Source organism: Rubrivivax albus (assembly GCF_004016515.1).
Classification (GTDB): Bacteria; Pseudomonadota; Gammaproteobacteria; order Burkholderiales; family Burkholderiaceae_C; genus Rubrivivax; species Rubrivivax albus.
The window spans coordinates 1-24,058 of record NZ_SACT01000008.1; the positions used below are offsets into that span (position 1 = coordinate 1).

Annotated in this window: 20 protein-coding genes; 6 read left to right on the forward strand and 14 right to left on the reverse strand. The window is 72.7% G+C overall.

Annotated features, from left to right (window positions below; genetic code table 11):
- Positions 1-135 precede the first annotated feature (135 nt).
- From pedC to ENE75_RS19525, 5 genes are all read right to left on the reverse strand, one after another.
- Complete coding sequence (pedC, locus tag ENE75_RS19505) at positions 136-951, reverse strand: lanthanide ABC transporter permease protein PedC (protein ID WP_128200020.1); 816 nt, start codon at positions 949-951, stop codon at positions 136-138.
- Positions 952-973: 22 nt separating this feature from the next.
- The gene (locus ENE75_RS19510; protein WP_128200241.1) at positions 974-2,125 is read right to left on the reverse strand and encodes a type 1 periplasmic-binding domain-containing protein; all 1,152 of its coding nucleotides are present in this window, start codon (positions 2,123-2,125) and stop codon (positions 974-976) included.
- An 11-nt stretch (positions 2,126-2,136) separates the two neighbouring features.
- On the reverse strand, positions 2,137-3,099 hold the full coding sequence (locus ENE75_RS19515) for a PQQ-dependent catabolism-associated beta-propeller protein (RefSeq protein ID WP_128200021.1): 963 nt from the start codon (positions 3,097-3,099) through the stop codon (positions 2,137-2,139).
- Complete coding sequence (gene pedB, locus ENE75_RS19520; RefSeq protein ID WP_128200022.1) at positions 3,096-3,830, reverse strand: lanthanide ABC transporter ATP-binding protein PedB/LutE; 735 nt, start codon at positions 3,828-3,830, stop codon at positions 3,096-3,098. The genes ENE75_RS19515 and pedB overlap by 4 nt, the downstream gene beginning before the upstream one ends.
- Before the next feature lie 80 nt (positions 3,831-3,910).
- Positions 3,911-4,672, reverse strand: coding sequence for an MBL fold metallo-hydrolase (locus ENE75_RS19525; RefSeq protein ID WP_128200023.1), 762 nt, complete (start codon positions 4,670-4,672; stop codon positions 3,911-3,913).
- A gap of 164 nt (positions 4,673-4,836) precedes the next feature.
- On the opposite strand from ENE75_RS19525, the gene ENE75_RS19530 reads away from it, so the two are divergent.
- Entirely contained in the window at positions 4,837-5,772 is a 936-nt protein-coding gene (locus ENE75_RS19530; protein WP_128200024.1) for a hypothetical protein, read from the forward strand.
- On the opposite strand, the gene ENE75_RS19535 is transcribed toward ENE75_RS19530, so the two are convergent.
- Positions 5,733-7,784 (reverse strand): sigma-54-dependent Fis family transcriptional regulator, encoded by a 2,052-nt coding sequence (locus ENE75_RS19535; protein WP_128200025.1) that lies wholly within the window; start codon positions 7,782-7,784, stop codon positions 5,733-5,735. The two genes, ENE75_RS19530 and ENE75_RS19535, sit on opposite strands and share 40 nt — an antisense overlap.
- 259 nt (positions 7,785-8,043) lie before the next feature.
- On the opposite strand from ENE75_RS19535, the gene pedF reads away from it, so the two are divergent.
- Both pedF and ENE75_RS19545 read left to right on the forward strand, forming a co-directional pair.
- On the forward strand, positions 8,044-8,517 hold the full coding sequence (gene pedF / locus ENE75_RS19540) for a cytochrome c-550 PedF (protein WP_128200026.1): 474 nt from the start codon (positions 8,044-8,046) through the stop codon (positions 8,515-8,517).
- A gap of 25 nt (positions 8,518-8,542) precedes the next feature.
- On the forward strand, positions 8,543-9,379 hold the full coding sequence (locus ENE75_RS19545; protein ID WP_128200027.1) for a substrate-binding periplasmic protein: 837 nt from the start codon (positions 8,543-8,545) through the stop codon (positions 9,377-9,379).
- Between the two features lie 21 nt (positions 9,380-9,400).
- Here the strand turns inward: ENE75_RS19545 and ENE75_RS19550 are convergent, their stop codons facing one another.
- The 3 genes from ENE75_RS19550 to ENE75_RS19560 are packed head-to-tail and all read right to left on the reverse strand — an operon-like array spanning position 9,401 to position 13,238.
- The gene (locus ENE75_RS19550; RefSeq protein WP_128200028.1) at positions 9,401-10,345 is read right to left on the reverse strand and encodes a quinoprotein relay system zinc metallohydrolase 1; all 945 of its coding nucleotides are present in this window, start codon (positions 10,343-10,345) and stop codon (positions 9,401-9,403) included.
- The gene (locus ENE75_RS19555) at positions 10,342-11,106 is read right to left on the reverse strand and encodes a quinoprotein dehydrogenase-associated SoxYZ-like carrier (RefSeq protein ID WP_128200029.1); all 765 of its coding nucleotides are present in this window, start codon (positions 11,104-11,106) and stop codon (positions 10,342-10,344) included. Before ENE75_RS19555 ends, ENE75_RS19550 begins: the two co-directional genes overlap by 4 nt.
- Before the next feature lie 20 nt (positions 11,107-11,126).
- On the reverse strand, positions 11,127-13,238 hold the full coding sequence (locus ENE75_RS19560) for a TonB-dependent receptor family protein (protein WP_233259180.1): 2,112 nt from the start codon (positions 13,236-13,238) through the stop codon (positions 11,127-11,129).
- Positions 13,239-13,367: 129 nt separating this feature from the next.
- Here ENE75_RS19560 and ENE75_RS19565 point away from each other — a divergent pair, with 129 nt between their 5' ends.
- Complete coding sequence (locus tag ENE75_RS19565) at positions 13,368-15,587, forward strand: putative bifunctional diguanylate cyclase/phosphodiesterase (protein ID WP_128200031.1); 2,220 nt, start codon at positions 13,368-13,370, stop codon at positions 15,585-15,587.
- 13 nt (positions 15,588-15,600) lie between these two features.
- Here the strand turns inward: ENE75_RS19565 and ENE75_RS19570 are convergent, their stop codons facing one another.
- Genes ENE75_RS19570 through ENE75_RS19580 form a run of 3 tightly spaced genes read right to left on the reverse strand, consistent with a single transcriptional unit; the run spans position 15,601 to position 19,652 of the window.
- Entirely contained in the window at positions 15,601-18,108 is a 2,508-nt protein-coding gene (locus tag ENE75_RS19570) for a cache domain-containing sensor histidine kinase (RefSeq protein WP_128200032.1), read from the reverse strand.
- 3 nt (positions 18,109-18,111) lie between these two features.
- On the reverse strand, positions 18,112-18,900 hold the full coding sequence (locus ENE75_RS19575; RefSeq protein ID WP_233259181.1) for an ABC transporter substrate-binding protein: 789 nt from the start codon (positions 18,898-18,900) through the stop codon (positions 18,112-18,114).
- 38 nt (positions 18,901-18,938) lie between these two features.
- Positions 18,939-19,652, reverse strand: coding sequence for an HD-GYP domain-containing protein (locus ENE75_RS19580; protein WP_128200242.1), 714 nt, complete (start codon positions 19,650-19,652; stop codon positions 18,939-18,941).
- Between the two features lie 195 nt (positions 19,653-19,847).
- On the opposite strand from ENE75_RS19580, the gene ENE75_RS19585 reads away from it, so the two are divergent.
- Positions 19,848-20,462 (forward strand): response regulator, encoded by a 615-nt coding sequence (locus tag ENE75_RS19585; protein ID WP_128200034.1) that lies wholly within the window; start codon positions 19,848-19,850, stop codon positions 20,460-20,462.
- On the forward strand, positions 20,459-21,226 hold the full coding sequence (locus ENE75_RS19590; RefSeq protein WP_128200035.1) for a response regulator: 768 nt from the start codon (positions 20,459-20,461) through the stop codon (positions 21,224-21,226). The genes ENE75_RS19585 and ENE75_RS19590 overlap by 4 nt, the downstream gene beginning before the upstream one ends.
- 22 nt (positions 21,227-21,248) lie before the next feature.
- Here ENE75_RS19590 and ENE75_RS19595 read toward each other — a convergent pair whose 3' ends face one another.
- Positions 21,249-23,561, reverse strand: a complete 2,313-nt coding sequence (locus ENE75_RS19595) for a xanthine dehydrogenase family protein molybdopterin-binding subunit (protein WP_128200036.1) — start codon at positions 23,559-23,561, stop codon at positions 21,249-21,251.
- Positions 23,558-24,052, reverse strand: coding sequence for a (2Fe-2S)-binding protein (locus ENE75_RS19600; RefSeq protein ID WP_128200037.1), 495 nt, complete (start codon positions 24,050-24,052; stop codon positions 23,558-23,560). Before ENE75_RS19600 ends, ENE75_RS19595 begins: the two co-directional genes overlap by 4 nt.
- Positions 24,053-24,058: the final 6 nt, after the last annotated feature.

Here is a 24,058-nt window from a genome sequence, read left to right on the forward strand (position 1 = left end):
GCGAGGTAAAGGAGGAGGCAAGCGCCCTGCGCGAGCCGGGGGACAGGAGCGCCAGGCCAGACCCGCCCTCCGTGGCCCGCGCCAATGCAAACGGACAAAGGTCCAACGTCCGCTCCGGGTCGATAGCTGACCTGTTCACGCTGGCCCTCCCCGCTTGGTCAGCGCGCCAAAGCCCCGCTGCGGGTCGTACCCCCAGCTGGCCACGGCGAAGCACAGGGCCAGCGTGCCCAGCACGATCCACGGCGACAGACCGGGGTCCTTGCCGTACATCGCGAAGCGGATCCACTCCACCGCGTGCGTGAACGGGTTGAACTGTGCGATGCGGTAGACCCACTCGGCGCCCGACTCCTCCAGCTTCCACAGCGGGTAGAGCGCGCTGGACATGAAGTACATCGGGAAGATGACGAAGTTCATCGTGCCGGCGAAGTTCTCCAACTGCTTCACGTGCACCGACAGCAGCAGGCCCAATGCACCGAGCATCAGCGCCGCACTCACCGCGGCGAGCAGCACCATCGGCGTCTGCGGCCCAAACACGGGCAAGGCGGTGCCCAGCAATGCAGCAACGATCACGAACACCGCTGCCTGCGCCAGCGACAGCACCGCGGTGGCGCACAGCTTGGCGAACAGGATCCACGGCCGCGGCAGCGGGGCCGTCAGCAGCAGCCGCATCAGGCCCATCTCACGGTCGTAGACCATGGCCAGGCTGCTCTGCATGCCGTTGAACAGCAGCACCATGCCGATCAGCCCGGGCGCGATGTAGACGTCGTAGGGGATGTAGGTGTCGTAGGGCTCGACGATGGCCACGCCGAACACGTTGCGGAAGCCCGCGGCGAACACCGCCAGCCACAGCAGCGGCCGCACGATGGCCGACAGCAGCCGGCCGTACTGGCGACCGAACTTCAACAGCTCGCGCAGCACGATGGCCCACAATGCCTGAAGGGCGTGTTTCATGGTTGCGCCTGCAGGGCGTGCGTCATCCCCGCGCCTTGCACTGCTTCTCCGGTGCGTCGGCGCCCAGCGTGTCGAGCCGGTTCTTCGGGTGCATCACGCCGTCGCCGGGCAGCATGTCCAGCACCGCACGGCCGTCGCTGAGCAGCAGCGGCTGGCGCAGTTGGCCGTCCCAGGCGCGGAAGGCCATGGCCACGCCCTTGGAGCCGTCCAGTTCCGCCGCGGCCAGCGCCTGCTGCCAGGCCGCAGCCGGCCCCTTGGGCGCGGCGATGGTTGCGGCGGCCAGCGCCTTGCCCGCCATCCAGGCGCCCCAGTCGTGCGCGCTCATGCGCCGGCCGGCGGCCTTGTCGAGGCGGCGCGACACCTGCGGTGCACCGAAGCGCTCGAAGTGCGGGCTCCAGGCCACGGCGGCCACGCCGCCGTCACCCACCACCGGCCGAGGCTGCACGGTGCGGAAGTTCAGCAGGGCCGCGAACTCGCCGTCGGCGTCGACCACCCAGACCACGTCGTAGTCGCCCTGTGTCAGCAGTCGCGGGTTGGCGAGTTCGCGTTCGCGCGGGTCGGCGGAGAGTTTGAAGGGCCGCTCGGCCACCAGCTTGAGCCCGTAGCGGCGCAGCGCGGCCTGCACGCCCGCCGCGCGCGTGCGATCGGCCGCGGTGGGCCCGGTGAGCAGCAGCACGCGGGTCCAGCGGCGCGCCACCAGGGCCTGGGCCAGGGCGTCGGCGCGCATGCGTTCACTCGGCAGCAGGTGCCAGAGGTTGCGGCGGCAGTCGGCCGCACGCAGCGCGTCGTCGGCGGCGCCGACGTTGAGCACCGGCAGCGCCGCGGCATCGGCCGCCGCCAGTAGCCACGGCGCCGGCAGGTCGGCCACCAGCGCCACGGCGCCGGCCTTGGCCGCGGCGGCAGCGGCGGCCTTGGCGGCGGCTGCATCGGTCACCTCGACCACGGTCAGCGTCAGCACCGCGCCGGCGGCCTCCAGCGGCAGCGCCGTGTCCTTGATGGCCAGGCGCAGCGCGTCCTCCGCCGGGCCCTGCGGATGGCCAGGCGCGGCACGTTCGATGCGCGAGCGCTCGAGCCGCGGGTCGTCGGCCGGCACCAGCAGCGTCACCGGCAAGGCCGCGGCCAGCGCCGGGCCGGCCAGCACCACCGTGGCCACGAACACCGCCAGGCTGCGCATCGGCACCGCACTCACTCCACAATCACCACGGTGTGCGGCACGCGGCCCACCTTGATCGTCTTCAGCGCCTTGGCACTGCCGACATCGACCAGCGTGAGGTCGTCGGACAAGCCGTTGACCACGGCCAATGTCTTCTGCGCCTTGTCCAGCGCCACGCCCCAGGCGCGCTGGCCCACCAGCACCAGGTCGGTCACCTTGCGCGTGGCCACGTCGACGAAGGCCACGTGGTTGGCCCGGCCGAGGCCGACGAAGGCCCGCCGGCCGTCGGCGCTGAAGGTCAGCCCCACCGGCGTGATGTCGGCCGCGCGCGCGCCCTTGAGCTCGAAGCGCAGCGTGTCCACCACGGCCAGCGTCTGCGTGTCGATGATCGACACGCTGGCGCCCAGTTCGTTGCTCACCCACAGCTGCCGGCCATCGGGCGTGAGCGCGAAGCGCCGCGGCCGCTTGCCCACCGGGATGTTCTTCACCACCTTGCGCGCGGCCACGTCCACCACGTGCACCAGGCTGGCAACCTCGCTGGTGACGTAGGCCGTCCTGCCGTCGGGCGTCAGCAGCACGCCCTCGGGCTCCTCGCCCACCTTGACCGCGCCCACGCGCTTGCCGCTGGCGATGTCGACGATGCCGAGCTCGGCGTCCTCCTCGTTCGTCACGAGCAGCGTCTTGCCGTCGGGCGTGACGTCGAAGATCTCCGGGTCGTCGCCCAGGCCGATGCGGCGCACGCTCTTGCGCGTGGCCAGGTCGATCAGGTCGGCCTGCTGGCTGTCGCCGCAGGCCACCATCAGCAGCTGGCCGTCGGGGCTGCGCTGCATGTGGCGCGGGCGCTTGCAGGTGGCGATGGTGCCGGTGACGGCCTGCGTCTTCAGGTCGACGATGGTGATGGCGTGGTCCTTCTCGCTGGAGACGTAGGCGGTCTGGGCCTGGACCGCCCCGCCGCATAGCGCAGCCAGGGCAAGGATCGAGAGCACACGGTTCATGCGGCGGTCTTCTCCGGTGAGGTGGTGGCGTGGATGAAGGCCTGCTCCAGCTTGGCGCCACCTAGTGCAGCGGTCACGTCGGCCGGCGTGCCGTCGGCCAGCAGGCGGCCTCGGTGCAGCACCAGCACGCGGTCGGCGGCCTCGGCCTCCTCGACGAGGTGGGTGGCCCAGAGCACGGTGCTGCCGCGTGCGGCCACGTCGGCACGGATGGCCGCCAGCAGGTCACGGCGCGACTTCGGGTCCAGGCCCACGGTGGGCTCGTCCATCAGCAGCAGCTTGGGCCGGTGCAGCAGCGCCCGCACCAGTTCCACCTTGCGCCGGTTGCCGCCTGAGAGCTCGCGCACCGGGCGCGACAGGTCGCCGGCGATGCCCAGCGCGGCGCAGCCTTCGGCGATGCGCTCGGCGGCCACGGCGCGCGGCAGGCCGTGCAGGTCGGCGTGGAACTGCAGGTTGCGGCGCACGCTGAGGTCCAGGTCCAGCGACATCTGCTGGAACACCACGCCGATGTGGCGCAGCGCCTGCGTGGCCTGGGTGCGCAGCGACAGCCGGTCGACAGTGACGTCGCCGGCATCGGCCGCGAACAGGCCGGTCAGTACCTGGAAAAGCGTGGACTTGCCGGCGCCGTTGGGCCCGAGCAGGGCCACCCACTGGCCCGTCGGCAGTTCGAGGTCGAGCGCGTCGAGCGCGGTGCGCGCGCCGTAGCGTTTGACGAGGCCATGGATCCGCAACATGGCCTGCAGTGTTCGGGCCCGGCCGCGCCAGGGCAACTCGGGGTGGACCCTGTGACGGCCGCGTCCCCGTGGCGGCGGCGTCAGGCCGCGAACAGTTCGCCGTCGCGGGGTTGTTCGATGCCGAGACGCTCCAGCCGGCCGCGCGCGGCCGGGTTGCCGCCTACCAACCACTTGCGCGGGGCCGCCTGGCCCGCCAGCCAGTCGACCAGGGCATCGTCCGGCTCGTCGCTCTCGGCCCCCACGGCAATCAGGTCGGCGCCTTCCAGCAGGGCCCCGGTGCCATAGCCGAAGCGGTGCCGGCCACGCAGCCACACCATGCGGCGGCCGCTGGCCGCGTCCTCGATGCCCAGCGTCAGCGCCGGGCCGGCCAGCACGGCGCCGGCCGCCGGGCCACGGCCGCTAGGCGCGCTGCGGCTGGCCACCGCGGTGAACCCGAGGCCGGCCTGCTGACCGATGCGGAACTCGGCGCGCGCCTGGTCACCGGCCACCGGGATCAGGCGCCAGTGCACGTCGCAATGCCGCTGCACCTCGGGCAGCACGGGCACGGTGGTGGTCAGGTCCTCGAAGATCGACGGCGTGGTGTAGAGGTCGATGGGCTGGCCGTGCCGCAGGCCGATCAGACCGGCCACCTGGTCGATGCGCGCCGCCGTCAGCACCACGGCCCGCGGCCCCTGGTCCAGCCCGGCGCGGCGGCGCAGCAGCGTGTCGGTCTCCAGCCGCGCGGCCAGGGCGCCGGTGGGGTCGAGCAGCACGCCCGGCGTGCCATCGCCGGCCTGGACGACCAGGGCCCCGCGCCAGGGGCCCTGCTGGCGCGCGTGCCCGTTCAGTGCCAGCAGTCGCATCCCCGAACCTCGACGGCTGGCCACGACCGGGTTCTTGCCCCAGCATCGCGGCCATGGTGATCAGGCTTCTTCATGCCTTGGGCCGCAGCAAGACACATGCCCGCGGTGGTCGAGACGCGCTCCGCACGTCGCTTGGTACAGGTGTGTCATCCTGGAACACTGGGGTGACACGCCGCGGCTGTCTGGCCGGGCTGCTGGCGGCCGCCTGGCCGATCGCAGGCGCGGCGTTCGACCTGGCGTTCCAGCCGCTGGCGCCCGGCCTCTGGCGGGTGCCGGCCGCCGATGGCGACGGCAACGTGGACGACCGTGGCCAGGTTAGCAACCTGCTGCTGGCCGTGGACGACGCGGGAGGCTGGCTGATCGGCAGCGGGCCGTCACCCGCCTTCGGTCGCGCGCTGCGCGTGGCGCTGGACGCCCGCTGGCCGGGCCGGCGCTGGACGGTGATCAGCCCCTGGGCCCACCCGGAGGCGGTGCTGGGCGTGGCCGGGCTGGGCGACGTGCACACCGTGGGCCACGCGGAGGTCGCCGAGCAGATGGCCGAGCGCTGCGCTGGTTGCATCGCGCGCCTGAAGCAGCGCCTGGGCGCCGCGGCGGCCGACCTGGGCGACGGCGATCCGGTGCGCCTGCCAGCCGAGCGGCTGACCGGCACGCAGGGCCGACTCGGCCCCTTCGACTGGTGGCGCGCCGCGCGCGACGCGCGCACGACGACGACGGTGTGGCTGCACCGGGCCAGCGGCGTGGCCTTTGCGCCGGGCCTGCTGTGGGGCGGCGCGCCGGATGGCCGGGACGCCGACATCGCCGAACTCGCCGGCCACACGGCCGGCCTGAAGGCCCTGCCCGGCTTGCCGCCGGCCGTGCGCTGGCTGGGAGAACAGGGCCCGCTGCAGGACGGCGACGCGGTCGCTCAGGCGGCGGCCTACTGGCAGGCGCTGCTCGCGGCAGCGCAGCGCGGCCTGGACGACGGCGACGGCGGGCTGCAACCGCCGCCGGCCTTGCCTGGCGTGCCACCGGCACTCCTGCGCGACCCGCGCCACGCGCTGAACTGGCAGCGCGCCTGGCGTCAGCTGGAGTCCCGCTGGCTCCAGCGCAGTTTGCGGTAGATGGTGTTGCGGCTGATGCCCAGCCGCTTGCTGGCCTCGGAGATGTTGCCGCCGGCCTGCTCCACCGCACGGCGGATGGCCTCGACCTCCATCGCCTCCAGCGACATCGTCGCCGGCGGCCCGTCGGCGGCCGGCGACGCGGCGACCACGGGCGCCGGGGCCGGCACCGCCGCGGCCTCGGCCGTCGCCGGTGGCCGCTGCCGCAGGTCGTCCAGGAAGTCGTCGGGCAGGTGCTCGCGCGTGATCGGCGACTCGCCGCCGGCCATCACCGCGGCCGTGCGCAGCACGTTGAACAGCTGCCGCACGTTGCCCGGCCAGGCGTAGCCGTCGAACAGGGCCTGCACCTCCGCCGACAGGCGCAGGTGGCGGGCCTGCACGTCGCCGTCGAGGATGCGGCGCACCAGCGCGGACAGGTCGCTGCGCTCGCGCAGCGCCGGCAGGCGCACGGCCAGGCCGTTGAGGCGGTAGTACAGATCCTCGCGGAAGGCGCGGGCGTCGATCATCGCGCGCAGGTCGCGGTGGGTGGCACAGATGATGGCCACGTCCACCGGCACCGCCTTCGTGCTGCCCAGCGGTGTCACGCGGCGCTCCTGGAGCACGCGCAGCAGGTGCGCCTGCAGCGGCAGCGGCATGTCGCCGATCTCGTCGAGGAACAACGTGCCACCGTCAGCCTGCAGGATCTTGCCCACCGCACCCTTGCGCCGCGCGCCGGTGAAGGCACCCTCCTCGTAGCCGAAGAGTTCGGCCTCGATCAGCGTCTCCGGGATCGAGGCGCAGTTCACCGCCACGAAGGGCTGCTTCGCACGCGCGGAATCGCGGTGGATGGCCCGTGCCAGCAGTTCCTTGCCGGTACCCGTCTCGCCGAGGATCAGCACGGGGATGTCGCGGTCGAGCACACGCCGCACCTTGCCCAGCACCGAGGCCATCTGCGCATCACCGGTGTCGAGGTGCGCCAGCCCCACGGCGGCAGGGGCCGGGGCCGTGGACTCGACCGAGGGCAAGGGTGAAGCCGCAGCCGGCGCGAGCTCGACGACGGCCTCGCCGCGGCGCCCCGCCCCCATGGCGGCGTCGGTGACGTGGCTCCACACCGGCCAGTCGAAGCGCGCGTGCAGGTGGAACCCGGCACCGCCCGGCCCCTTCACGGCCATCGGCGTGGCCAGCGGGGAGCGGAAGCGGTCCACCAGCGCGCCCACCGTGGTGCCGAACAGCGACACCAGGCTCTGCATGCGCAGCGCCGCACCCGACAGGCCCAGCTGATCCAGCGCGCTGCGGTTGGCCCCGACGATGCGGCCGTCGGGCGTGACGGCCAGGATGCCCTCCATCAGCGTGCCGATGAACTCCACGCGGCCGTGGAAGTGCAGGCGCAACGCGTTGCGGAAGTCGTCGGAGAGCCAGTGGTTCTCGATCATGCGCGCCGACATCTTCACCAGCGCCATCGTGTGCTGGTGGTAGCTGCGGTGGTCGCCGGTGACGTCCAGCACGCCCAGGATGTTGCCGCGCGGGTCGAGGATGGGCGCAGCGGAACAGGTCAGGAAGTGGTTCGCGTGCATGTAGTGCTCGTCGGCGTGCACGAGCGTGGGCACCTCGTCGACCAGCGCCGTGCCGATGGCATTCGTGCCCTTGGCCTGTTCCGACCAGTTCACCCCCGGCGTCAGCGCCACCTTCGAGGCCTTGGCCAGGAAGTCGTCGTCGCCCACCGAGTGGATGATCGTGCCGGTGGCGTCGCACAGCACCACCATGCTCTCGGTGCCGACGATCTGGTCGAACAGCATCTCCATCACCGGCGCGGCGTGGCAGTGCAGCCGGCGGTTGCGGTCGCGCGCCACGGTCAGGTCGGTGCGGCCGAGTGGTGCGTAGTCCGGGCGTTCGATGCGCGACAGGCCGATGGCCTGGCAGCGTTCGTGCGACTGGTCGATCAGCCCCACGTGCTGCTCCGGCAGCGCCAGGCTGGACGCGATGGGGCGCGCGAGTTCGTCGGCGCGGCGTGACCGGCTGGTGGCGGGCTGGGGCATGGTGTCTCCTTCTGCAATCCTCGCGCCAGGCGGCCGTGGCCCCGGCGCACTGCCCGCGCTCTGTGGCGCGGTACAGGGTTTTCCTGAATGCTAGTCGCGCAATGCGACAGCGTGCAATTCCGCAACGCTCCCCTCAGGGGCAACCCCTATGGCCGAGCCTTCTTGGGCGGGACGATGCTGTCGTCGCGGCGACGAGACGGGGTTGGCACAGGCATTGCAGTCCAGCCACGCAAGCCCGAATCGAAACCGCTGGAGACCGATGATGAACCCGCAACCCTTCACGAAGCTGGCCGCCGCCCTCACGATCCTGGCCGCGGCCGGTAGCGTCTGGGCCCATGGCGACGTGACGCCGCAGGCCGTGGACACCAAGGCGCTGCCGCAGCTCGGCGACGCCTGGAAACCCGAGAACCCGTACCGCGGCCACGCCGAGGCGATCAAGATCGGCGCGTCGGCCTACAACCAGAACTGCGCACGCTGCCATGGCCTGGAGGCCATCTCCGGCGGCATCGCGCCGGACCTGCGCAAGCTCGACAACGACTGTGCCACGATGCGCGTGGAGAAGAAGAAGGCCGCCTGCGTGGCCGAGATGGACCAGTACTACGTGGCCAGCGTGCGCAAGGGCAAGGTGCGCAACGGTGCGGTCTACATGCCGCCGTTCGACGGCATCCTGTCGCAGGAGGCCATGTGGGCGGTCAAGAGCTACCTGGAGACGCGGCGCGAGAAGCCGCTGTGAGCATCGCGCCGGAGGAGACACCCGCATGAACACCCGCCGCACCTGCCTGCGCGCCGCCGCGGCCGTGGCCGCCACCATGGCCGCACCCCACCTGCGCGCGCAGGAACCCACCGCCCTGGAACGCGTGCGCAAGCGCGGCACGCTCAGCGTGGGCCTCTACAACGCCATGCCACCGTTCCATTTGGACGGCGCCGGCATCGACGTCGACCTCGGCCAGGCGCTGGCACAGGCGATGGGGCTGAAGTTCTCGCCCTTGCCCTTCACCGCCGACGAGAACATGGACGACGACCTGCGCCACATGGTCTGGCGCGGCCACTACCTGGGCTTCGGCCCGGCCGACGTTCTGCTGCACGTGCCGGTGGACCGGCCGCTGATGGCGGGCAACCCGCAGGTGGAGATCTTCGGCCCCTACTACCGCGAGCGCGTGATGATCGCGCGCGATGTGCAGAAGGTGCCGCAGATGGCATCGCTGGAGAACTTCGGCAAGCTCCCCATCGCCGTGCCTGGCCAGAGCCTGGCCGGCTGGCTGCTGATCGGCGCCGACAGCGGCGCCTACCGCGACCAGCTGAGCACGAAGTGGAAGGACGGCACCGAGGCCGCCCGGGCCCTGCAGCGCGGCGACGTGGCCGCGGCCGCCGGGCTGTCGTCGGAACTCGAGACCGTGCTCGCCGGCGACGCGCGGTTCGTGATCGAGCCGCTGCCGCTGCCGCGCATGCGCAACGGCTGGGCCGTGGGCATGGCGGTGAAGAAGTCGTCGATGGACCTGGCGCAGGCGCTGCAGGGCGCGCTCAACGACCTGGCGAACAACGGCGCGTTGAAGACGATGTTCGCCAAGGCCAACGTGGCCTGGCGGCCGGCCTGACGGGTACCGTGCTGCGGCGCTTCAGCGCCGCAGCGCCGCGCGTTCGTAGCGCGGGAACAGGTGCGCCACGTTGCGCACGTACTCGGTGTCGAAGGCGGCCCAGGCCGTGAAGCGGCCGGGCACCGGCGCGCGCAGCAGTTCGTTCATGTCCCAGCCGCCCTCGGCCGCCTGGCGGAAGTGGTCGTCCAGCCACTGCAGGAAGGCGCGCGTGCCGGCCAGCCCGCTGCCGTCGGCATGTACTGGGCCGTGGCTGGGCACCACGGTGGCGGTCAACACGGGCTGCAGGCGGTCCAGGCTCTGCAGCCAGGCCGGCACGTCGGCGTGCGGCGTGGTGGGCACGCGCTGCGCGAACACCAGGCCGCCGGCGAAGCTGACACCGCTCTGGCGGTCGATCAGCACGAGATCCGACGCCGTGTGGCCCCGCAGTTCCAGCAGCTCGAAGCGCCGCTGCCCGAGCGTCCACACACCGGACTTCACCGGTGCGTCGAGCTCGCGGTCGGGTGCCAGCGTTTCGGTGCCCTTCATCCAGTCGCCGCAGAGCCGGTAGAGGTTGGTCTCGTAGGCCGCCGACTCGCGCCGGATGCCGGCGATGGTGGCCGCCGTGGCCCAGCGTGGCACGTCGGCGAAGGCCTGGTTGCCGAGGAAGTAGTCCGGGTGCAGGTTGAGCTGCACCACGGCCGCCACCGGTTGCGGCGTGGTGCGTGCGATCAGCGCGCGCAGCTGCTCGCCGTACAGCCGGCTGGGGCCGGTGTTGACCACCAGCACGCCGGCGTCGGTGACGATGAAGCCGGTGTTGATGATGTTGCAGCCGTTGGCCGGCGAGAAGTCGGCATTGGCGCCTTCGACCACGTAGACATCGGGCGCCAGGGGGCGCGCCTGCAGCCGGTAGTCCAGCGCCTGCGCCGACACGGGCGCCGTCACGCACGCCGACAGCGCGAGCACGAGCGTCGCGACACGCCGCTTCACGGCAGCCTCTGCGCGAAGCGGTTGCCGTTGTTGTCGGTGCCGGTGATCTGCACGCCGCCGGGTGGCGGCGCGGCGAAGTCGACGCTGAAGACCGGGTTCTCGCTCACCGGCTCGTAGGCCTGCAGCCGCGCCAGTTCGCGGCCCTGCATGTCGCGCACGGCCAGCCGGTTGACATAGAAGGCCGGCACGCCGGCCACGAGGCCGGTGTCCATCGGGTGCATGACCTGCAGGCGAAGGCGGGCGGCGCCGCTGTCCTGCCCGGCGCGCGAGAACAGCCGCGCGCTGACCTGCCCGAGCGACTGCGCCCAGCTGCCGTCCTGCCGCGTGGCGCCCGAGACCGTGCAGCCGCCACCGGCGGAGTCGACCCAGGCGCCACCCACCACCCAGCCGCCCTGACGCAGCTTGACCGCCGCTCGCACCGGCGAGGCCTGCTCGAGCTTGAATCGAAAGCCGATCGCCGGCAGCGCCTGAAGCGGCTCGTAGTCGAGCACGCGCTTGATGGGGTTGCGGTCCACCAGCACCACGATGCGCTCGACCGCGCCCAGCACCGGGTCCACGCGCACGCTGATGGGCACGTTCATCGGGTCCTCCGCGAACGCCGGCCCCAGCACCACCACGCGCGGCTCGTAGCGCATCGGCGCGCTGCCGATGAGCTCGCGCTTCATGTCCAGCCAGGGCCAGGACTGGTAGGGGTCGTCGGGGTCGGGGCGGTCGGCCGCTGCCACCGGGCCCAGGCACGCCAGCGCCAGCAGCCCCGCCATCAGCACCGGCCGCCGCCTAATCACAGCGCCCCCGACAGCCGCAGCGCCAGCAGCACGCTGCGCGGCGCGCCGGGCTCGAAGTAGCGGCCGTTGGCGTCGTTGACGATCACGCTGCCGGCGTAGTGGCGGTCGCCCAAGTTGTCCACGCGCAGCAGCCACTCGGCGCGCAGCCCGGCGCCCAGCGCATAGGCCTTGGACCAACGCAGCGCCAGCGTGCCGTAGCCGGGCGCGAAGTCGGTGTTGCGATCGTTGACGGCCACGGTGCCGGTGGCCCGCCACTCGACGGCCGGCTCGCCCCAGGCCCCGCCCTGCCAGGCCAGTTCGGCGAACAGGCTTTCGCGCGGCGTGCCGGCGATGCGGTTGCCGGCCGGCACCGTCACCGACGGCGCCGCGCAGGGGATGCCGGCGCAGGTGAGGAAGTCGTCGCGGTAGGTGGCGTCCAGCCAGCTGGCGGCCACGCGGGCGTTCCAGGCCGGGGTGGGCTGCAGGCCCAGCCCCAGTTCCACGCCACGGCGCAGCGTGCGGCCGACGTTCTGGAACGACGAGCGCCCGCCGGCGTTGGTGGCCACGCCCAGTTCGTCGTCGGTGCGCGCCTCGAACAGCGCGGCGTCGAGCGCGACGCCCGGCGCCCGCCACTTGGCGCCCAGCTCCACCTGGCGGCTGGTCTGCGCCTTCAGCGCATCGTTGAAGCCGCCGGTGCCGTCGGCGCGGTAGGCCAGTTCGTTCAGCGTGGGCGACTCGAAGCCGCGGCCCACGCTCAGGTGCACGTTGAGCCCGGGCATCGCCTGCCAGCGCAGGCCGAGCACGGGGCTGGTGTAGCGGAAGTCCAGGTCGCCGCTGTCGTCGCCGTTGGCCAGGTAGGCATCCCGCGATTCGAGCGCGACACGGCCATGCCGCAGGCCGCCGCTGAGCGTCCAGTGCGCGGCCAGCGGCCATTCGGCCTGGGCGTAGACGTCGCGCGTGCTGGCGGTGTTGGTCTCGTCGCGGCGCAGCGCGCCGGTGACGCCGAAGACCTGGTCGGGCGCGGTGCCGGTGAAGTTCTCGTAGCCGCGGCGGTCGTCGCGCTGGCGGTCGGCCGCGATGCCGAGCACCACGTCGGCGCTGCCGACGGCCCAGCGGCTGCGCAGGTCCACACCGCCGTAGCGGCGGTCGAAGTCGATCAAGCCGCCGCCGTGCCGCGGGTTGCCCTGGGCACCGGCCGGGATGGCCAGCCACTGCGTCACGCCCCGCTCGCCGGTGTAGGCGGCCAGCTTCAGCTCGCGCAGCGCGCTGTCGTCGAAGCGGTGGGTCCAGGCCACGCCGAGCTGGGTCTGCGACAGCTGCTTGCGGGTGTCGAAGTCGATGGCCTGCGGCGCCGTCTGCTCGGGGCCGAGCGCGAACTGGTCGCGGGTGAGGCCCAGCGGGTCGTCGGCCGGCTGGTCCAGGTGATTCAGCAGCACCACGACCTGGTCGCGGGTGCCCTGCCAGCCCAGCCGCGCGCCGGCCTGGGTCTTGCGCGCGCCGCTTTGCGGACGGAAGCCGTCGATCGTCATCTGCGAGGCCGAGGCCCGCAGGTCCAGCCCCTGGCCCAGCACGGCCGCGCCGGACACCCGGGCCTGGCGCAGGCCGAAGCTGCCGGCGTCCAGCCCCACCTCCCAGCCCGGCTGGCGCACCGGCGCGCCAACCAGCGCGATGACCCCGCCAGAACTGTTGCCGTAGAGCACCGAGAACGGCCCGCGCAGCACCTCGATGCGCTCGGCGCCGGCGAGGTCGAAGTGCGACACCTGGCCCTGGCCGTCGGGGCCGGCAGCCGGGATGCCGTCGGCGTACAGCCGCAGCCCGCGCACGCCGAAGCTGGCACGGGCACCGAAGCCGCGGGCGCTGATCTGCAGGTCCTGCGCGTAGTTGCCACGGTTGTTGGCCACCAGGCCGGGCACGCGCTGCAGGGCCTCGCTGGCGTTGACCATCGGCCCGGCCGTGCGCAAGGTGTCGCGGTCGACCACGGTGATCGCATAGGGCGCCTCCTCGACGGCACGTTCGACGGTCGAGCCGGTGATCACCACCTGCTGTTGGGCCAGGGCGTTGCCGACAGCCGCGGGAAGCGCCAGGGCGAGAGCGGCCAGCCGGGCCGGGGAGGGCTGTCTGCAAATCATGCAACGCATCACACCCGAGCCTTCATCACGTGCCAAGTCCGCACAAACCCCGGCGACTGTGCCACCGCGTGACGCCTCGGGGGCTCAAGGTGGCGCGGCCACGGCCGACATCGCGGGGGAAGTGACCCGATGACGCCGCCGCCCGCGCCCCCAGCCACCACCCCGCCGAAGCGCCGCACGCCTGCTGCACGGCAGCGCGTGGCCGGGTTGTGGGCGGCCGCCCTGCTCGCCCTGCTACCGCCGGCGGTGCTCGGCGGCCTGGGCTGGCGCCTGCTGGACCAGGAGCTCGACGCCTCGGCGGCGGCACTGGCGGCCGACCTGGCGCGGCTGCGCAGCGAGGTGCCGGCCGCGGACTGGCCGGCGCTGGCCCGCCAGCGGCTCGCCGGTGACGACGTGGCCGGCCGGCTGGCCAGCGTGGCCGACACGGACGGTGCGCTGGTGGCCACCTCGACGGCCTCGCCGGACTGGCCGACGCGGTCCGCTGCTGCGGCGCTGCACGGCGGCGGTGCCCTGGTCCTGACGCGATCGATGCGCGGGCCTCTGGCCCTGGGCGCGCTGCTGTGGCTGTCGGCCGCCGGCGCGCTGCTGCTCTGGCGGCGTGCGCCGCCCGCGGATCGAACCGCATCCGGCGCGGCCACCCGGGCCGACGCCGCGGTGCCGGCCCTGCGGACGCTGATCGAGTCCTTTCACGACGGCATCCTGCTCTACGGCGACGACGGCCTGGTGCGCGACTGCAATTCCGCTGCCAGCCGGCTGCTGGGCCTGCCGGCCGAGCAGATCCTGGGGCAGCCGCTGGCGCGCTGGGTCGATCTGGCGCACGGCGCGACCACCGTCGGCAAGGTCGAGTCGCAGGCCCACCGCGGGTCGCCAACGCGGCCGTTTCCGTGCGAACTGGCGATCGCGCGGGTGCCGCATCCGGGGCATGACCTGTGGTCGGCCACCCTGCGCGACCTCACCGAACGCAACCTGGCCGAACGCCAGCTGCAGCAGTTGGCCAACTTCGACCCGCTGACCGGTCTGCCCAACCGAGCGCTGTTCCGCGACCGCCTGCGTCTAGCCATCGCCCGCGCGGGCCGCAGCGGGCAGCCGATGGCGCTGATGTTCCTCGACCTCGACCGGTTCAAGAACGTCAACGACAGCCTGGGGCACGACGCCGGCGACCGGCTGCTGCAGCAGGTGGCGGCACGGCTCGGGGCCGCCCTGCGGGGCAGTGACACCGTAGGCCGTTCCGATCTGGAACAGAGCTTCACCGTGGCGCGGCTGGGGGGCGACGAGTTCACCATCGTGGCCGAGTCGCTGCGCAGCGCCGACGACGCCCTGCGCATTGCCGAGCGCATCCAGCAGGCACTGCAGCAGCCGGTGCTGGTGGGCAAGCACGAGATCGTGGTCAGCACCAGCATCGGGATCACGGTCTACCCTGACGACCCGAGCCCGCCCGACGATCTGCTGCGGCACGCCGACCAGGCCATGTACCGCGCCAAGGAACTCGGCCGCGACCAGGTGCAGTTCTACAGCGTCGAACTCAACGAACAGGCGCAGCGCCGTCTGCAGCTCGAGGGCGAACTGCGCCATGCCCTGGAACGGGGCGAGTTCGAACTCGCCTGGCAACCCAAGGCCGACATCCAGTCCGGACACATCAGCGGCGCGGAAGTCCTGCTGCGCTGGCAACGTGCCGGCCAGTCCGTGGCCACGCCCGACGTCTTCATCCGCGTGCTCGAGGAGACAGGCCTGATCATGCCGGTGGGCCGATGGGTGCTGGAGCAGGCGGCGCGGCAAATCGTGGCCTGGCGGCGGGCCGGCCTGCCCTGGCTGCGCGTCGCGGTCAACCTGTCGGCTCGGCAGCTGCGCCAGGGCGATCTGGTGCGCACCGTGAGCGAGGTGCTCGAAACCAGCGGCCTGCCATCGGCGCAGCTCGAGCTGGAACTGACCGAGAGCATGCTGATGGGCGGGGAGCAGCATCAGCGGCTGCTGCACCGGTTGTCGGCACTGGGCGTCCAGCTGGCGATCGACGACTTCGGCACCGGCTGGTCGTCGCTGAGCTACCTCAAGCGCTTCAACGTCGACACCTTGAAGATCGACCGCAGCTTCGTGCGCGACACCCCGCACGACCCCGAGGACAACGCGATCGCCACCGCCGTCATTGCGCTGGCGCGCAGCCTGAAGCTGCGTGTCGTGGCCGAAGGTGTGGAGACGCCAGAGCAGCGGCGCTTCCTGCTCGACAACGGCTGCGACGAGTTCCAGGGCTGGCTGCTGTCGCGCCCGCTGTCGGCGCGGGCCTTCGAGGCCTGGTGGCGGCAGCAGCTGCTGCTCGCCTCGGGCGCCGAAGTCGAGCACGCGACCTTGCCCTGACGGGTCCGCGCCTTCACAGGTCCATCGGCTGCGTCTCGGCGGCGCCGCGGGCCGGCAGCAGGATGTGGAAGGCGGCGCCACCGTCGGGCAGGTTCTCGGCCCAGATGCGCCCGCCGTGCGCGGCCACGATGGTGCGGCAGATCGCCAGCCCGAGCCCCGTGCCGCCGGAGCCGTCCTTCGTGCGCGACGACTGCGCAAACGCCTCGAAGATGGTCTCCACCTCGGCCTCCGGGATCCCGGGGCCGCGGTCGCGCACCACGAGGTGCGGCTCGCTCGCCGCGTTGTAGTCGGCCTGCAGCGCGATGCGGGCGCCGGCCGACGAGAACTTCATCGCGTTGGCCAGCACGTTGCGCATCACCTGCTGCAGGCGCAGCGGGTCCACCTTGGCTACCAGCGGGTACTCGGGCAGGCTCAGGTCCACGGCCTGGCTGCGTGCCTGCAGCAGCGGCTCGAGCTCGCGCAGCAGTTCGTGCACCAGGCCTCGCAGGTCGGTGCGCTCCAGGTGGATGCTGCCCACGGCGCTCTCGATGCGCGCCACGTCCAGCAGGTTGTTCACCAGCTGCAGCATGCGATGGCCGGCGGCATGGATGTCGCCGAACATCGACGCCAGCTTCTCGTGCGCGCGGCCGCGGTGCACGCCCAGTTCGGAGAAGCCGATGATGGCCTGCAGCGGCGTGCGCAGCTCGTGGCTGACGTTGGCGATGAACTCCGACTTGGCGCGCGACGCCTCCTCGGCCGCGTCGCGCGCCTCGCGCGTGGCACGTTCGGCGCGGCGCAGGTCGGTCACGTCCACCAGCACCGACAGCACACCCTGGCCGCTGCCGGTGAGCGAGGGCACGAGCACCTTGTTGACCAGCACGTCGCGCAGGCTGCCGTCGGCATGCTGCACGCTGCTCTCGTACCGCTGCGGCTCGCCGGTCTCGTGCAGCCGGCGATCATGGGCCTCGTGTTCGCGACGTTCCTCGGCCGTCAGGTGGCCGCCGACCGGACGGCCCACCACCTGGGCCCGGGTGCAACCGGTGAAGGCCTCCCAGGCCCGGTTGACCCGTGCGTAGCGGCCCTGGCCGTCGACCACCGACATCGGCACCGGGCTGTGCTCCATCAGCAGTTCGGTGAAGTCCAGCTGCGCCTTCAGCGAGGTCTCGGCGTCCACCAGGTCGGTGATCTCCGCGGCGCTGCCGACGAACCCGGCCAGACGGTCGTCCTGCCACAGCGGCTGCACCACGAGGTCGAAGTGCCGCAGGTGGCCCGCCGGGTCATTGGCCTGCGCCTGCAGGCGGCGCGCACCGCGCGGGCCGTCGGCCGCGAACAGGGCACGCGCCTTCGCGCGTTGTGCGGGCACCACCAGCGGCCACAGCGGCCGGCCGATGGCCTCGGCGCCCGGCCGGCCGGTGTACTTCTCCCAGTGCGGGTTGACGAAACGAAGGCGGCCCTCAAGGTCGGTGCGGAAGATCAGGGCCTGTACGCTGCGCAGCGTGAGGTCGAAGGCCCGCTCGCGGCGGGACACCTCGCGTTGCACCTGGTCGCGCTCGGCCTGCGCGCGCGCACGCGCCACCTGGCTGCGGCGGGCCACCAGGGTCAGGCCACCGATCAGGCCCGAACCCACGGCACCGGCACCCAGCAGCACCCCCAGCCATTGCCGCCAAGTGGCCAGGGCCGCACCGCGGCCGATCTCGACGACGACCAGCAGCGGCTGCGTGGCCGACGCCCGGAAGGCCACGATCTGCGGGCCGGCGCGCAGCCCGTCTCCGGCCCAGTGGCCGGATTCCTGCGCCGGCAGAAAGCGGGTGTAGGCCGGGAAGGTGGTGAGCATGGCACCGAGCGCGTGGGGGACCTGCGCGGTGGCGGCAACCAGGCGCCCCTCAAACGACAGCACCGCGGCCGCCGCCGCGGGGTCCGCCAACCGCGCCTGCTGCACGTTCGCCAGGGCCTGCGGGTTGATCTGCGCCACCACCAGCAGCGGTCGCGGCCCGGGCCCGGGTGCGGCGTGCAGCAGCGGCAGCAGCATGAGGCCGGGCGGCGCCGTGTCGCTGCCGGCGTCGAGCAGGCCGCGACCCCGCACCGCCCGGCCCAGGCGCGCCGGGCCGGCATCGGGCCAGGCGCCAAAGGCGTCCGGCTGGACACGTCGGCCGACCTCGGCAGGGTCGGTGCTTGCCAGCACCAGGCCGGCGTCGTCGATCACGGCCACACCACGCAGCCAGGGCAGGGTCTGTTGCATCTGCGCCAGGCTGCCCCGCATCTCCGGGCCGCCGGGGGGCACGCCACGGTCCAGCGCGCCGACCAGCTGGGCCGTGGCCTGGGCCGTGGCTTCGACGTCTCGCGTCAGGTCCTCGGCAAAGACCCGGGCAAACAGCACCGCATTCGACTCAGCGTCGGACAGCGACTCCCGGTACGCCACCAGCGCCAGGCCCGCGATCGCCACCCACAGGACCGCGAACAGGGCCAGCCCACCCAGGATGACGGCACCGACACGGCGCCCCTGTGCCGACAGGCCGGTCGACTCGGCGCGCGAGACTGTCATGCGTTACTGCAGGCGCACGATGGGCTTCAGGCCGTGACGCGCCGCGGTGGCGGCCAGGCGGCCGTCGTCCTGGATGCGGGCGACGAAGCCATCCACGGCCGCCCACCACGCGTCGTCGCCCGGCTTCACGGCATGGGCATAGGGCAGCACGTGGAAGGGCCTGGGCGGCGCCAGCAGGCGGGCCCAGTCGGCGTTGTCCAGCAGGCGGCGGCTGTAGGGGTAGTCGGTCATGAAGACGTCGACCCGGCCGGCCTCGAGCTCGCGCTCCCGCATGGCCGGCGGTGCCACACGCACCAGCGTGGCCTGGGTCAGCGCCTGTGCCATCACCGGTTCCATGAAGGTGCCGGCCTGCACCGCCACACGCACCCCCGGCCGATCGATGTCCTCCCAGCGCTGCACCACACGGTTGGCCAGGGTGGTCACCGCGTAGATGTCGCTGGCGAGGTAGGGTCTCGCGAAGCGCAGTTTCTCGGCGCGCGACGGCAACATGGCCACACCGAACATGGCCACGTCGCAGCGGTCCTCGAGCAGGTCGGCCACCAGCGAGGGGAACGACGAGTCCACGTAGGTCAGGCGCACGCCGAGGTCTGCCGCCAGTGCCGCCGACAGGTCGATGTCCAGCCCGCGCAGGGCCCCGGTGCGCGGGTCGCGCTGCGAAATGCCGTAGTACTGTGGCCAGATGCAGACCCGCACTTCGCCGCGGGCCTTCACCCGCTCGGCCACCTCGCCGGCACGGGCCGCGGGGGCCAACAGGAAGCACGACAGGCCCAGAAGGGCGGTTGTGACGAGCATGGCGAGACGGTTCATGGCGCAAACAGCCGGACCAGACATCAGAAGAGATCGATGGGGGTGCCGGCATCGCACAGATCGTTCAGATCCATGTGTTGCCGGTTCACCAGATCACGCAGCGAGATCATTTCCGCGGCGTGGGCGATGAAGGTGTCGACGACCCGCGGGTCGAAGGCGCGACCGCGCTCGTTGCGCAGCATGGCCAGGGCACGCTCGTTGTCGAAGGCCGGGCGGTAGCAGCGGTCCATCGTCAGCGCGTCGAAGAAGTCGACCACGGCCACGATGCGCGCGGACAGCGGGATCGCCTCGCCGGCCAGGCCGCTCGGGTAGCCGCGGCCGTCCCAGCGCTCGTGGTGCGTCAGCGCCACCTCGGCGGCCAGCTGGAACAGCGGGATGCGCGAGCGGCCGAGGATCTCGGCGCCCATCTCCGGGTGCCGGTTCATCTCCGCCCGCTCGTCGGGCGTGAAGGCGCCGGGCTTCTTGAGCACGGCGTCGCGGATGCCGATCTTGCCCACGTCGTGCATCGGCGCGGCCTGCCGAAGCAGATGAGCCCATGCCGGCGCCTGGTCCAGGCGCAGCGCCAGGGCCCCTGCCAGGAAGCCCATGCGCACGATGTGCACACCCGTGTCGTCGTCGCGGTACTCCGCCGCGCGGGACAGCCGCAGCAGCGCGTCGCGGTGCGCGCTGGCCACTTCCGCCAGCGCTTCGTTGCGCTCGCGGTACATGCGGCCGAAGTCGGCCACCAGGCGTTCCATCTGTGCCGTGGCCGCCGGCTCGAACGCATGATCGAGCAGCGCAGGCGCGCACGCGGGTTCAAGTGCGCTCGCGGGCGTGGTCGGCGGGACGGACGGGTTGACGGCGATGGCCATGCCGCGCATTCTGGTGCAAAATGATAAGTATCAGTTTGATCGTTTATAGGGCATCCTCCGGGAACCGGCAGAATCGCACGCATGAGTGCCTCCGACCGCGACGATTGTTCGACCCTGGACGTGGCGCGCCGCCTGGGCATGGCGGTGCGCTCGGTCCAGCTGATGGTGGACCGGGGTGAACTCGAGGCCTGGAAGACGCCCGGTGGTCACCGGCGCATCTCGCGGGCTTCGGTGGACCGCTGGCTAGCGGCGCGGCAGGGCGGCGGCGCCGCGCCGGCGGCCGCGCCCGCGCCGACGCGGGCGACGCGCCGGCCCCAGGTGCTGCTGATCGAGGACTCGCGCCACTACCAGAACCTGGTGGGCCTGCTGATCCGCCAGCACCGGCCGGACGTGGAACTGCACATCGCCGACGACGGCATCGCCGGCCTGGCCATGGCCGGGCGCCTGCAGCCCGACGTGCTGCTGGTGGACATCCTGTTGCCGGGCATCGACGGCGCCACGCTGATCACCAGCCTGCGCTCGCACCCGGCCTTCGAGCGCAGCCGGCTGATCGTGGTCACCTCGCTGGACGAGGACCAGCGCGGCCCCTACGCCTTTGCGCTGGCGGGCGTGCCCGTGGTGCACAAGCCGCAGCTGGTGGCGGAACTGCCGGCCCGCCTGGCCGAGGCGCTGCCGGCGCCGGTGGCGAGCGCATGACCTCGGCAGCGGCGACGCGGCCTCGCGTGCTGCTGGTCGACGACGACGCGGCCATCCGGCGGCTGGTGGATCTGGCGCTGGAGGACCTGGACGTGGACCTCGTGTGCTGTGCCGACGGCCGCGAAGCCCTGGACGCGATGCGCCAGGGCCCGGCGCGGCTGGTGATCACCGACCTGATGATGCCGGGCATCAGCGGCTACGCGCTGCTTCAGCAGCTGGCCGACGACCCGGCGCTGCGCGGTGGTGCCCGGCTGGCGGTGTTCAGCGCTGGCCTGAACGCCCAGGCCAAAGAGCGGCTGGCGGGCCTGCCGGTGTGGCGGCTGATCGACAAGCCGACGCCTGTGATCGCACTGGCCGACATCGTCGAGGCGGCCTTGCAGGGCGATGCCGTCGAGCCGGCCGATGCCGATGCACCACCGCACGACGCCGGCGCGACTGCCGTCAGCGCCGCGGCGGCGATCGACGCCCATTTCGGCGGTGATGCCGCGCTCTACCGCGCGTTCCTCGCCAGTTGCCTGCTGCAGTTCCCCGACGACCTGCGCCAGGGCGATGCCGCGGTGGCCGCCGCCGATGCACCGTCCCTGCGACGGGTGGCACACAGCCTGAAGTCGGTGCTGCTGCTGGTCGGCGAGGCCGAGGCCTCCGACACGGCGCGTCGGCTTGAACACGCCGCCGAGGCCGCGGACTGGGACGCCTGCCATGGCCCCTGGCAGGCGCTGGCTGCGACCCTGCGCCGCATGACCGGCGACACGCCGGCGACCTGACCCCGCGCCTCGCGGCGCCCGGTCAGCACTGCAGCGCCCGCCAGACGGTCTCGCCCGTCAGCGGCATCTGCATGCGCTCGGCCGCCTCGCCGCGGCCGGCGCGGCGCAGCGCGTCCACCACCGCATTGACCACCGCCGGCGTCGCACCGATGGTGCCCAGCTCGCCCACGCCCTTGGCGCCCAGCACGTTGGTGGTGCACGGGATCGAGGTGTCGAAGGCGGTCTTGAAGCCCAGGAAGCCGTCGGCCCGCGGCAGCGCGTAGTCCATGAAGCTGGCGCTGAGCTGCTGGCCGCTGTGTTCGTCGTAGACCACCGCCTCGCACAGCGCCTGGCCGATGCCCTGCACCGCGCCACCCTCGATCTGGCCCTGCACGATCTGCGGGCTGACCACGCGGCCGATGTCGTTGACCGAGGCGTAGGCCACCAGCTGCACCTCGCCGGTGGCCGGGTCGACCTCGACCTCGCAGACGTGGCAACCGTTGGGCCAGCTGGGCGCACCGGCGGTGGCGCCCTCCTCCACCGCAAAGCCGTCCGGCCCCTGGCGCGCGGCGAGCTCGAACAGGCCGATGCCCAGGTCGGTGCCGGCCACCGTGTAGCGGCCGGCGGCGTACTCGATGTCGGCCGCAGGGGCCTCCAGCGCCTCGGCGGCGAGGTCCTTGCCCCGCTCCACACTCTTCTTCGCCGCCACGTGGACCGCACCGCCGCCGGTGAACAGGCTGCGGCTGCCGGCGCTGCCGAAGCCGTTGGCGCGGTCGGTGTCGCCCATCAGGACGCGGATGCGCTCGATCGGCACACCGAAGGTGTCCACCGCCAGCTGCGCGTAGCTGGTGGCGATGCCCTGGCCCATCGGCATCGTCGCGGCGATCAGCTCGATGAAGCCGTCAGCGGTCACGCGCACCGTGGCCTGTTCCACCAGCGCATTGCCGCCGGTCCATTCCAGGAAGGTGGCGATGCCGCGGCCGCGCAGCCTGCCGGCGGCCTTGGACGCCGCGGCGCGGGCCTCGAAGCCGGCCCAGTCCGCCAGTTCGAGACCCTGGTCGAGGATCTGCTCGAACTGCCCGACGTCGTAGACCTGTGCCATCGGGTTGGTGTAGGGCATCTGCTCCGGGCGGATCATGTTGCGCCGGCGGATCTCCGCCGGATCCAGGCCAAGCTTCGCGGCGGCGGCGTCCATCAGCCGCTCCGTCGTGTAGATGGCCTCGGGGCGGCCGGCGCCGCGGTAGGCGCCGGTGGCGCCCGTGTTCGTCAGCACCGTGGTGATGTGCAGGTCGATCAGCGGGATGTCGTAGATGCTGGTCGTCACCCAGGGCCCGATCAGCAGCGCGATCAGCGCGCCGGTGGTGGTGGCGCTGGCGCCGATGTTGGCGATGGTGCGCGTGCGCAGCGCCAGCACCTTGCCCTGGGCGTCCAGCGCCAGCTCGGCGTCGGTGACGAGGTCGCGGCCGTGCACCGCGTACAGGAAGTCCTCCAGCCGCGTGGCCTGCCACTTGACGGGCCGGCCGAGCGCACGCGCGGCGAAGCCCAGCGCGATGTCCTCCGGGTAGATGCCGGTCTTCATGCCGAAGCCGCCGCCGACGTCGCCGACGACGACGTGGATGTCCTCCGGCTTCATGCCCAGCGCGTCGGCCAGGCCGCCGCGCACGGCGCTGGGCATCTGGCTGGACAGGCGCACCTGCAGCCGGCCGTCGGCCATCCAGGCCAGCACGCTGCGCGGCTCCATCGGGCTGGGCGCCAGGCGCTGGTTGACGATGTGCAGCTGCACCGTGTGCGCCGCCGCGGCGAAGGCCGCGGCCACTTCCTCGGGCTTGCCGTGGCGGGCCTCGCCGCTGATGTTGTCGGGCAGGCCGTCCCAGACGCGGGGCGCGTCGGGCTGCAGCGCCAGCACCGGGTCGGTGACGGCGGGCAGCGGGTCGTACTCGATGGCCAGGGCGTCGGCCGCGGCCTGCGCGGCGTCGCGCGTGGCGCCGATCACCAGCGCCACCGGCTCGCCCACGCAGCGCACTACCTCGTGCGCCAGCGCACGCCGCGGCGCCGCGGCCATGGGCTGGCCGTCCGGGCGCTTGAAGGCCGGCGCCAGCGCGATGGGCTTGACGCCGGCGGCTTGCAGTTCCGCACCGGTGTGCACCGCGAGCACGCCCGGCATGGCGCGCGCACCGTCGACGTCGATGGACACGATGCGCGCATGCGCGTGCGGCGAACGCACGAAGACGGCGTAGCTGCTGCCCGCGGGCGTGACGTCGTCGGTGAACTGGCCGCGGCCGCGCACCAGGGTCGGGTCCTCGATGCGGCGGACCGTGTGGCCGCTGCCGAAGCGCAGCGCGTCGGGGGCGTTCACTGTGCACCTCCTGCCATGGTGGCGGCCGCCTGCTTCACCGCGCTGACGATGTTGACGTAGCCGGTGCAGCGGCACAGGTTGCCTTCCAGCGCGTGCTGGATCTGGGCATCGGTGGGCCGCGGGTTCTCGGCCAGCAGCGCGCAGGCGCTCATCACCATGCCAGGCGTGCAGAAGCCGCACTGCAGGCCGTGGCAGGCGCTGAAGGCGTCCTGCAGCGGGTGCAGCGGGGCGTCGAGCGCCGACAGCCCCTCGATGGTGGTCACCGCGCGGCCGGCGGCCTGCACCGCCAGCACGCTGCAGCTCTTGACCGCCTGGCCGTCGAGCAGCACGGTGCAGGCGCCGCACTGGCTGGTGTCACAGCCCACGTGCGTGCCAGTCAGGCCCAGCGGCCCGCGCAGCAGTTCGACGAGCAACTGCCGCGGCTCGGCGTCCAGGGTATGCGCACGGCCGTTGACCGTGAGCGTGATCGAGGTGGTGGGGCTTGTCTCCATGGTTCC

Excerpts from the sequence above, each read along its gene's own strand:
- ENE75_RS19525 (WP_128200023.1), bottom strand. The coding sequence starts at position 4,672 with ATGCGACTGCTGGCACTGAACGGGCACGCGCGCCAGCAGGGCCCCTGG.
- pedB (WP_128200022.1), bottom strand. The coding sequence starts at position 3,830 with ATGTTGCGGATCCATGGCCTCGTCAAACGCTACGGCGCGCGCACCGCG.
- ENE75_RS19545 (WP_128200027.1), top strand. The coding sequence starts at position 8,543 with ATGAACACCCGCCGCACCTGCCTGCGCGCCGCCGCGGCCGTGGCCGCC.
- ENE75_RS19575 (WP_233259181.1), bottom strand. The coding sequence starts at position 18,900 with ATGCTCGTCACAACCGCCCTTCTGGGCCTGTCGTGCTTCCTGTTGGCC.
- pedF (WP_128200026.1), top strand. The coding sequence starts at position 8,044 with ATGATGAACCCGCAACCCTTCACGAAGCTGGCCGCCGCCCTCACGATC.
- pedC (WP_128200020.1), bottom strand. The coding sequence starts at position 951 with ATGAAACACGCCCTTCAGGCATTGTGGGCCATCGTGCTGCGCGAGCTG.
- ENE75_RS19555 (WP_128200029.1), bottom strand. The coding sequence starts at position 11,106 with ATGGCGGGGCTGCTGGCGCTGGCGTGCCTGGGCCCGGTGGCAGCGGCC.
- ENE75_RS19585 (WP_128200034.1), top strand. The coding sequence starts at position 19,848 with ATGAGTGCCTCCGACCGCGACGATTGTTCGACCCTGGACGTGGCGCGC.
- ENE75_RS19580 (WP_128200242.1), bottom strand. The coding sequence starts at position 19,652 with ATGGAACGCCTGGTGGCCGACTTCGGCCGCATGTACCGCGAGCGCAAC.
- ENE75_RS19600 (WP_128200037.1), bottom strand. The coding sequence starts at position 24,052 with ATGGAGACAAGCCCCACCACCTCGATCACGCTCACGGTCAACGGCCGT.
- ENE75_RS19570 (WP_128200032.1), bottom strand. The coding sequence starts at position 18,108 with ATGACAGTCTCGCGCGCCGAGTCGACCGGCCTGTCGGCACAGGGGCGC.
- ENE75_RS19565 (WP_128200031.1), top strand. The coding sequence starts at position 13,368 with ATGACGCCGCCGCCCGCGCCCCCAGCCACCACCCCGCCGAAGCGCCGC.
- ENE75_RS19590 (WP_128200035.1), top strand. The coding sequence starts at position 20,459 with ATGACCTCGGCAGCGGCGACGCGGCCTCGCGTGCTGCTGGTCGACGAC.
- ENE75_RS19535 (WP_128200025.1), bottom strand. The coding sequence starts at position 7,784 with ATGCCCCAGCCCGCCACCAGCCGGTCACGCCGCGCCGACGAACTCGCG.
- ENE75_RS19560 (WP_233259180.1), bottom strand. The coding sequence starts at position 13,238 with ATGATTTGCAGACAGCCCTCCCCGGCCCGGCTGGCCGCTCTCGCCCTG.
- ENE75_RS19515 (WP_128200021.1), bottom strand. The coding sequence starts at position 3,099 with ATGAACCGTGTGCTCTCGATCCTTGCCCTGGCTGCGCTATGCGGCGGG.
- ENE75_RS19510 (WP_128200241.1), bottom strand. The coding sequence starts at position 2,125 with ATGCGCAGCCTGGCGGTGTTCGTGGCCACGGTGGTGCTGGCCGGCCCG.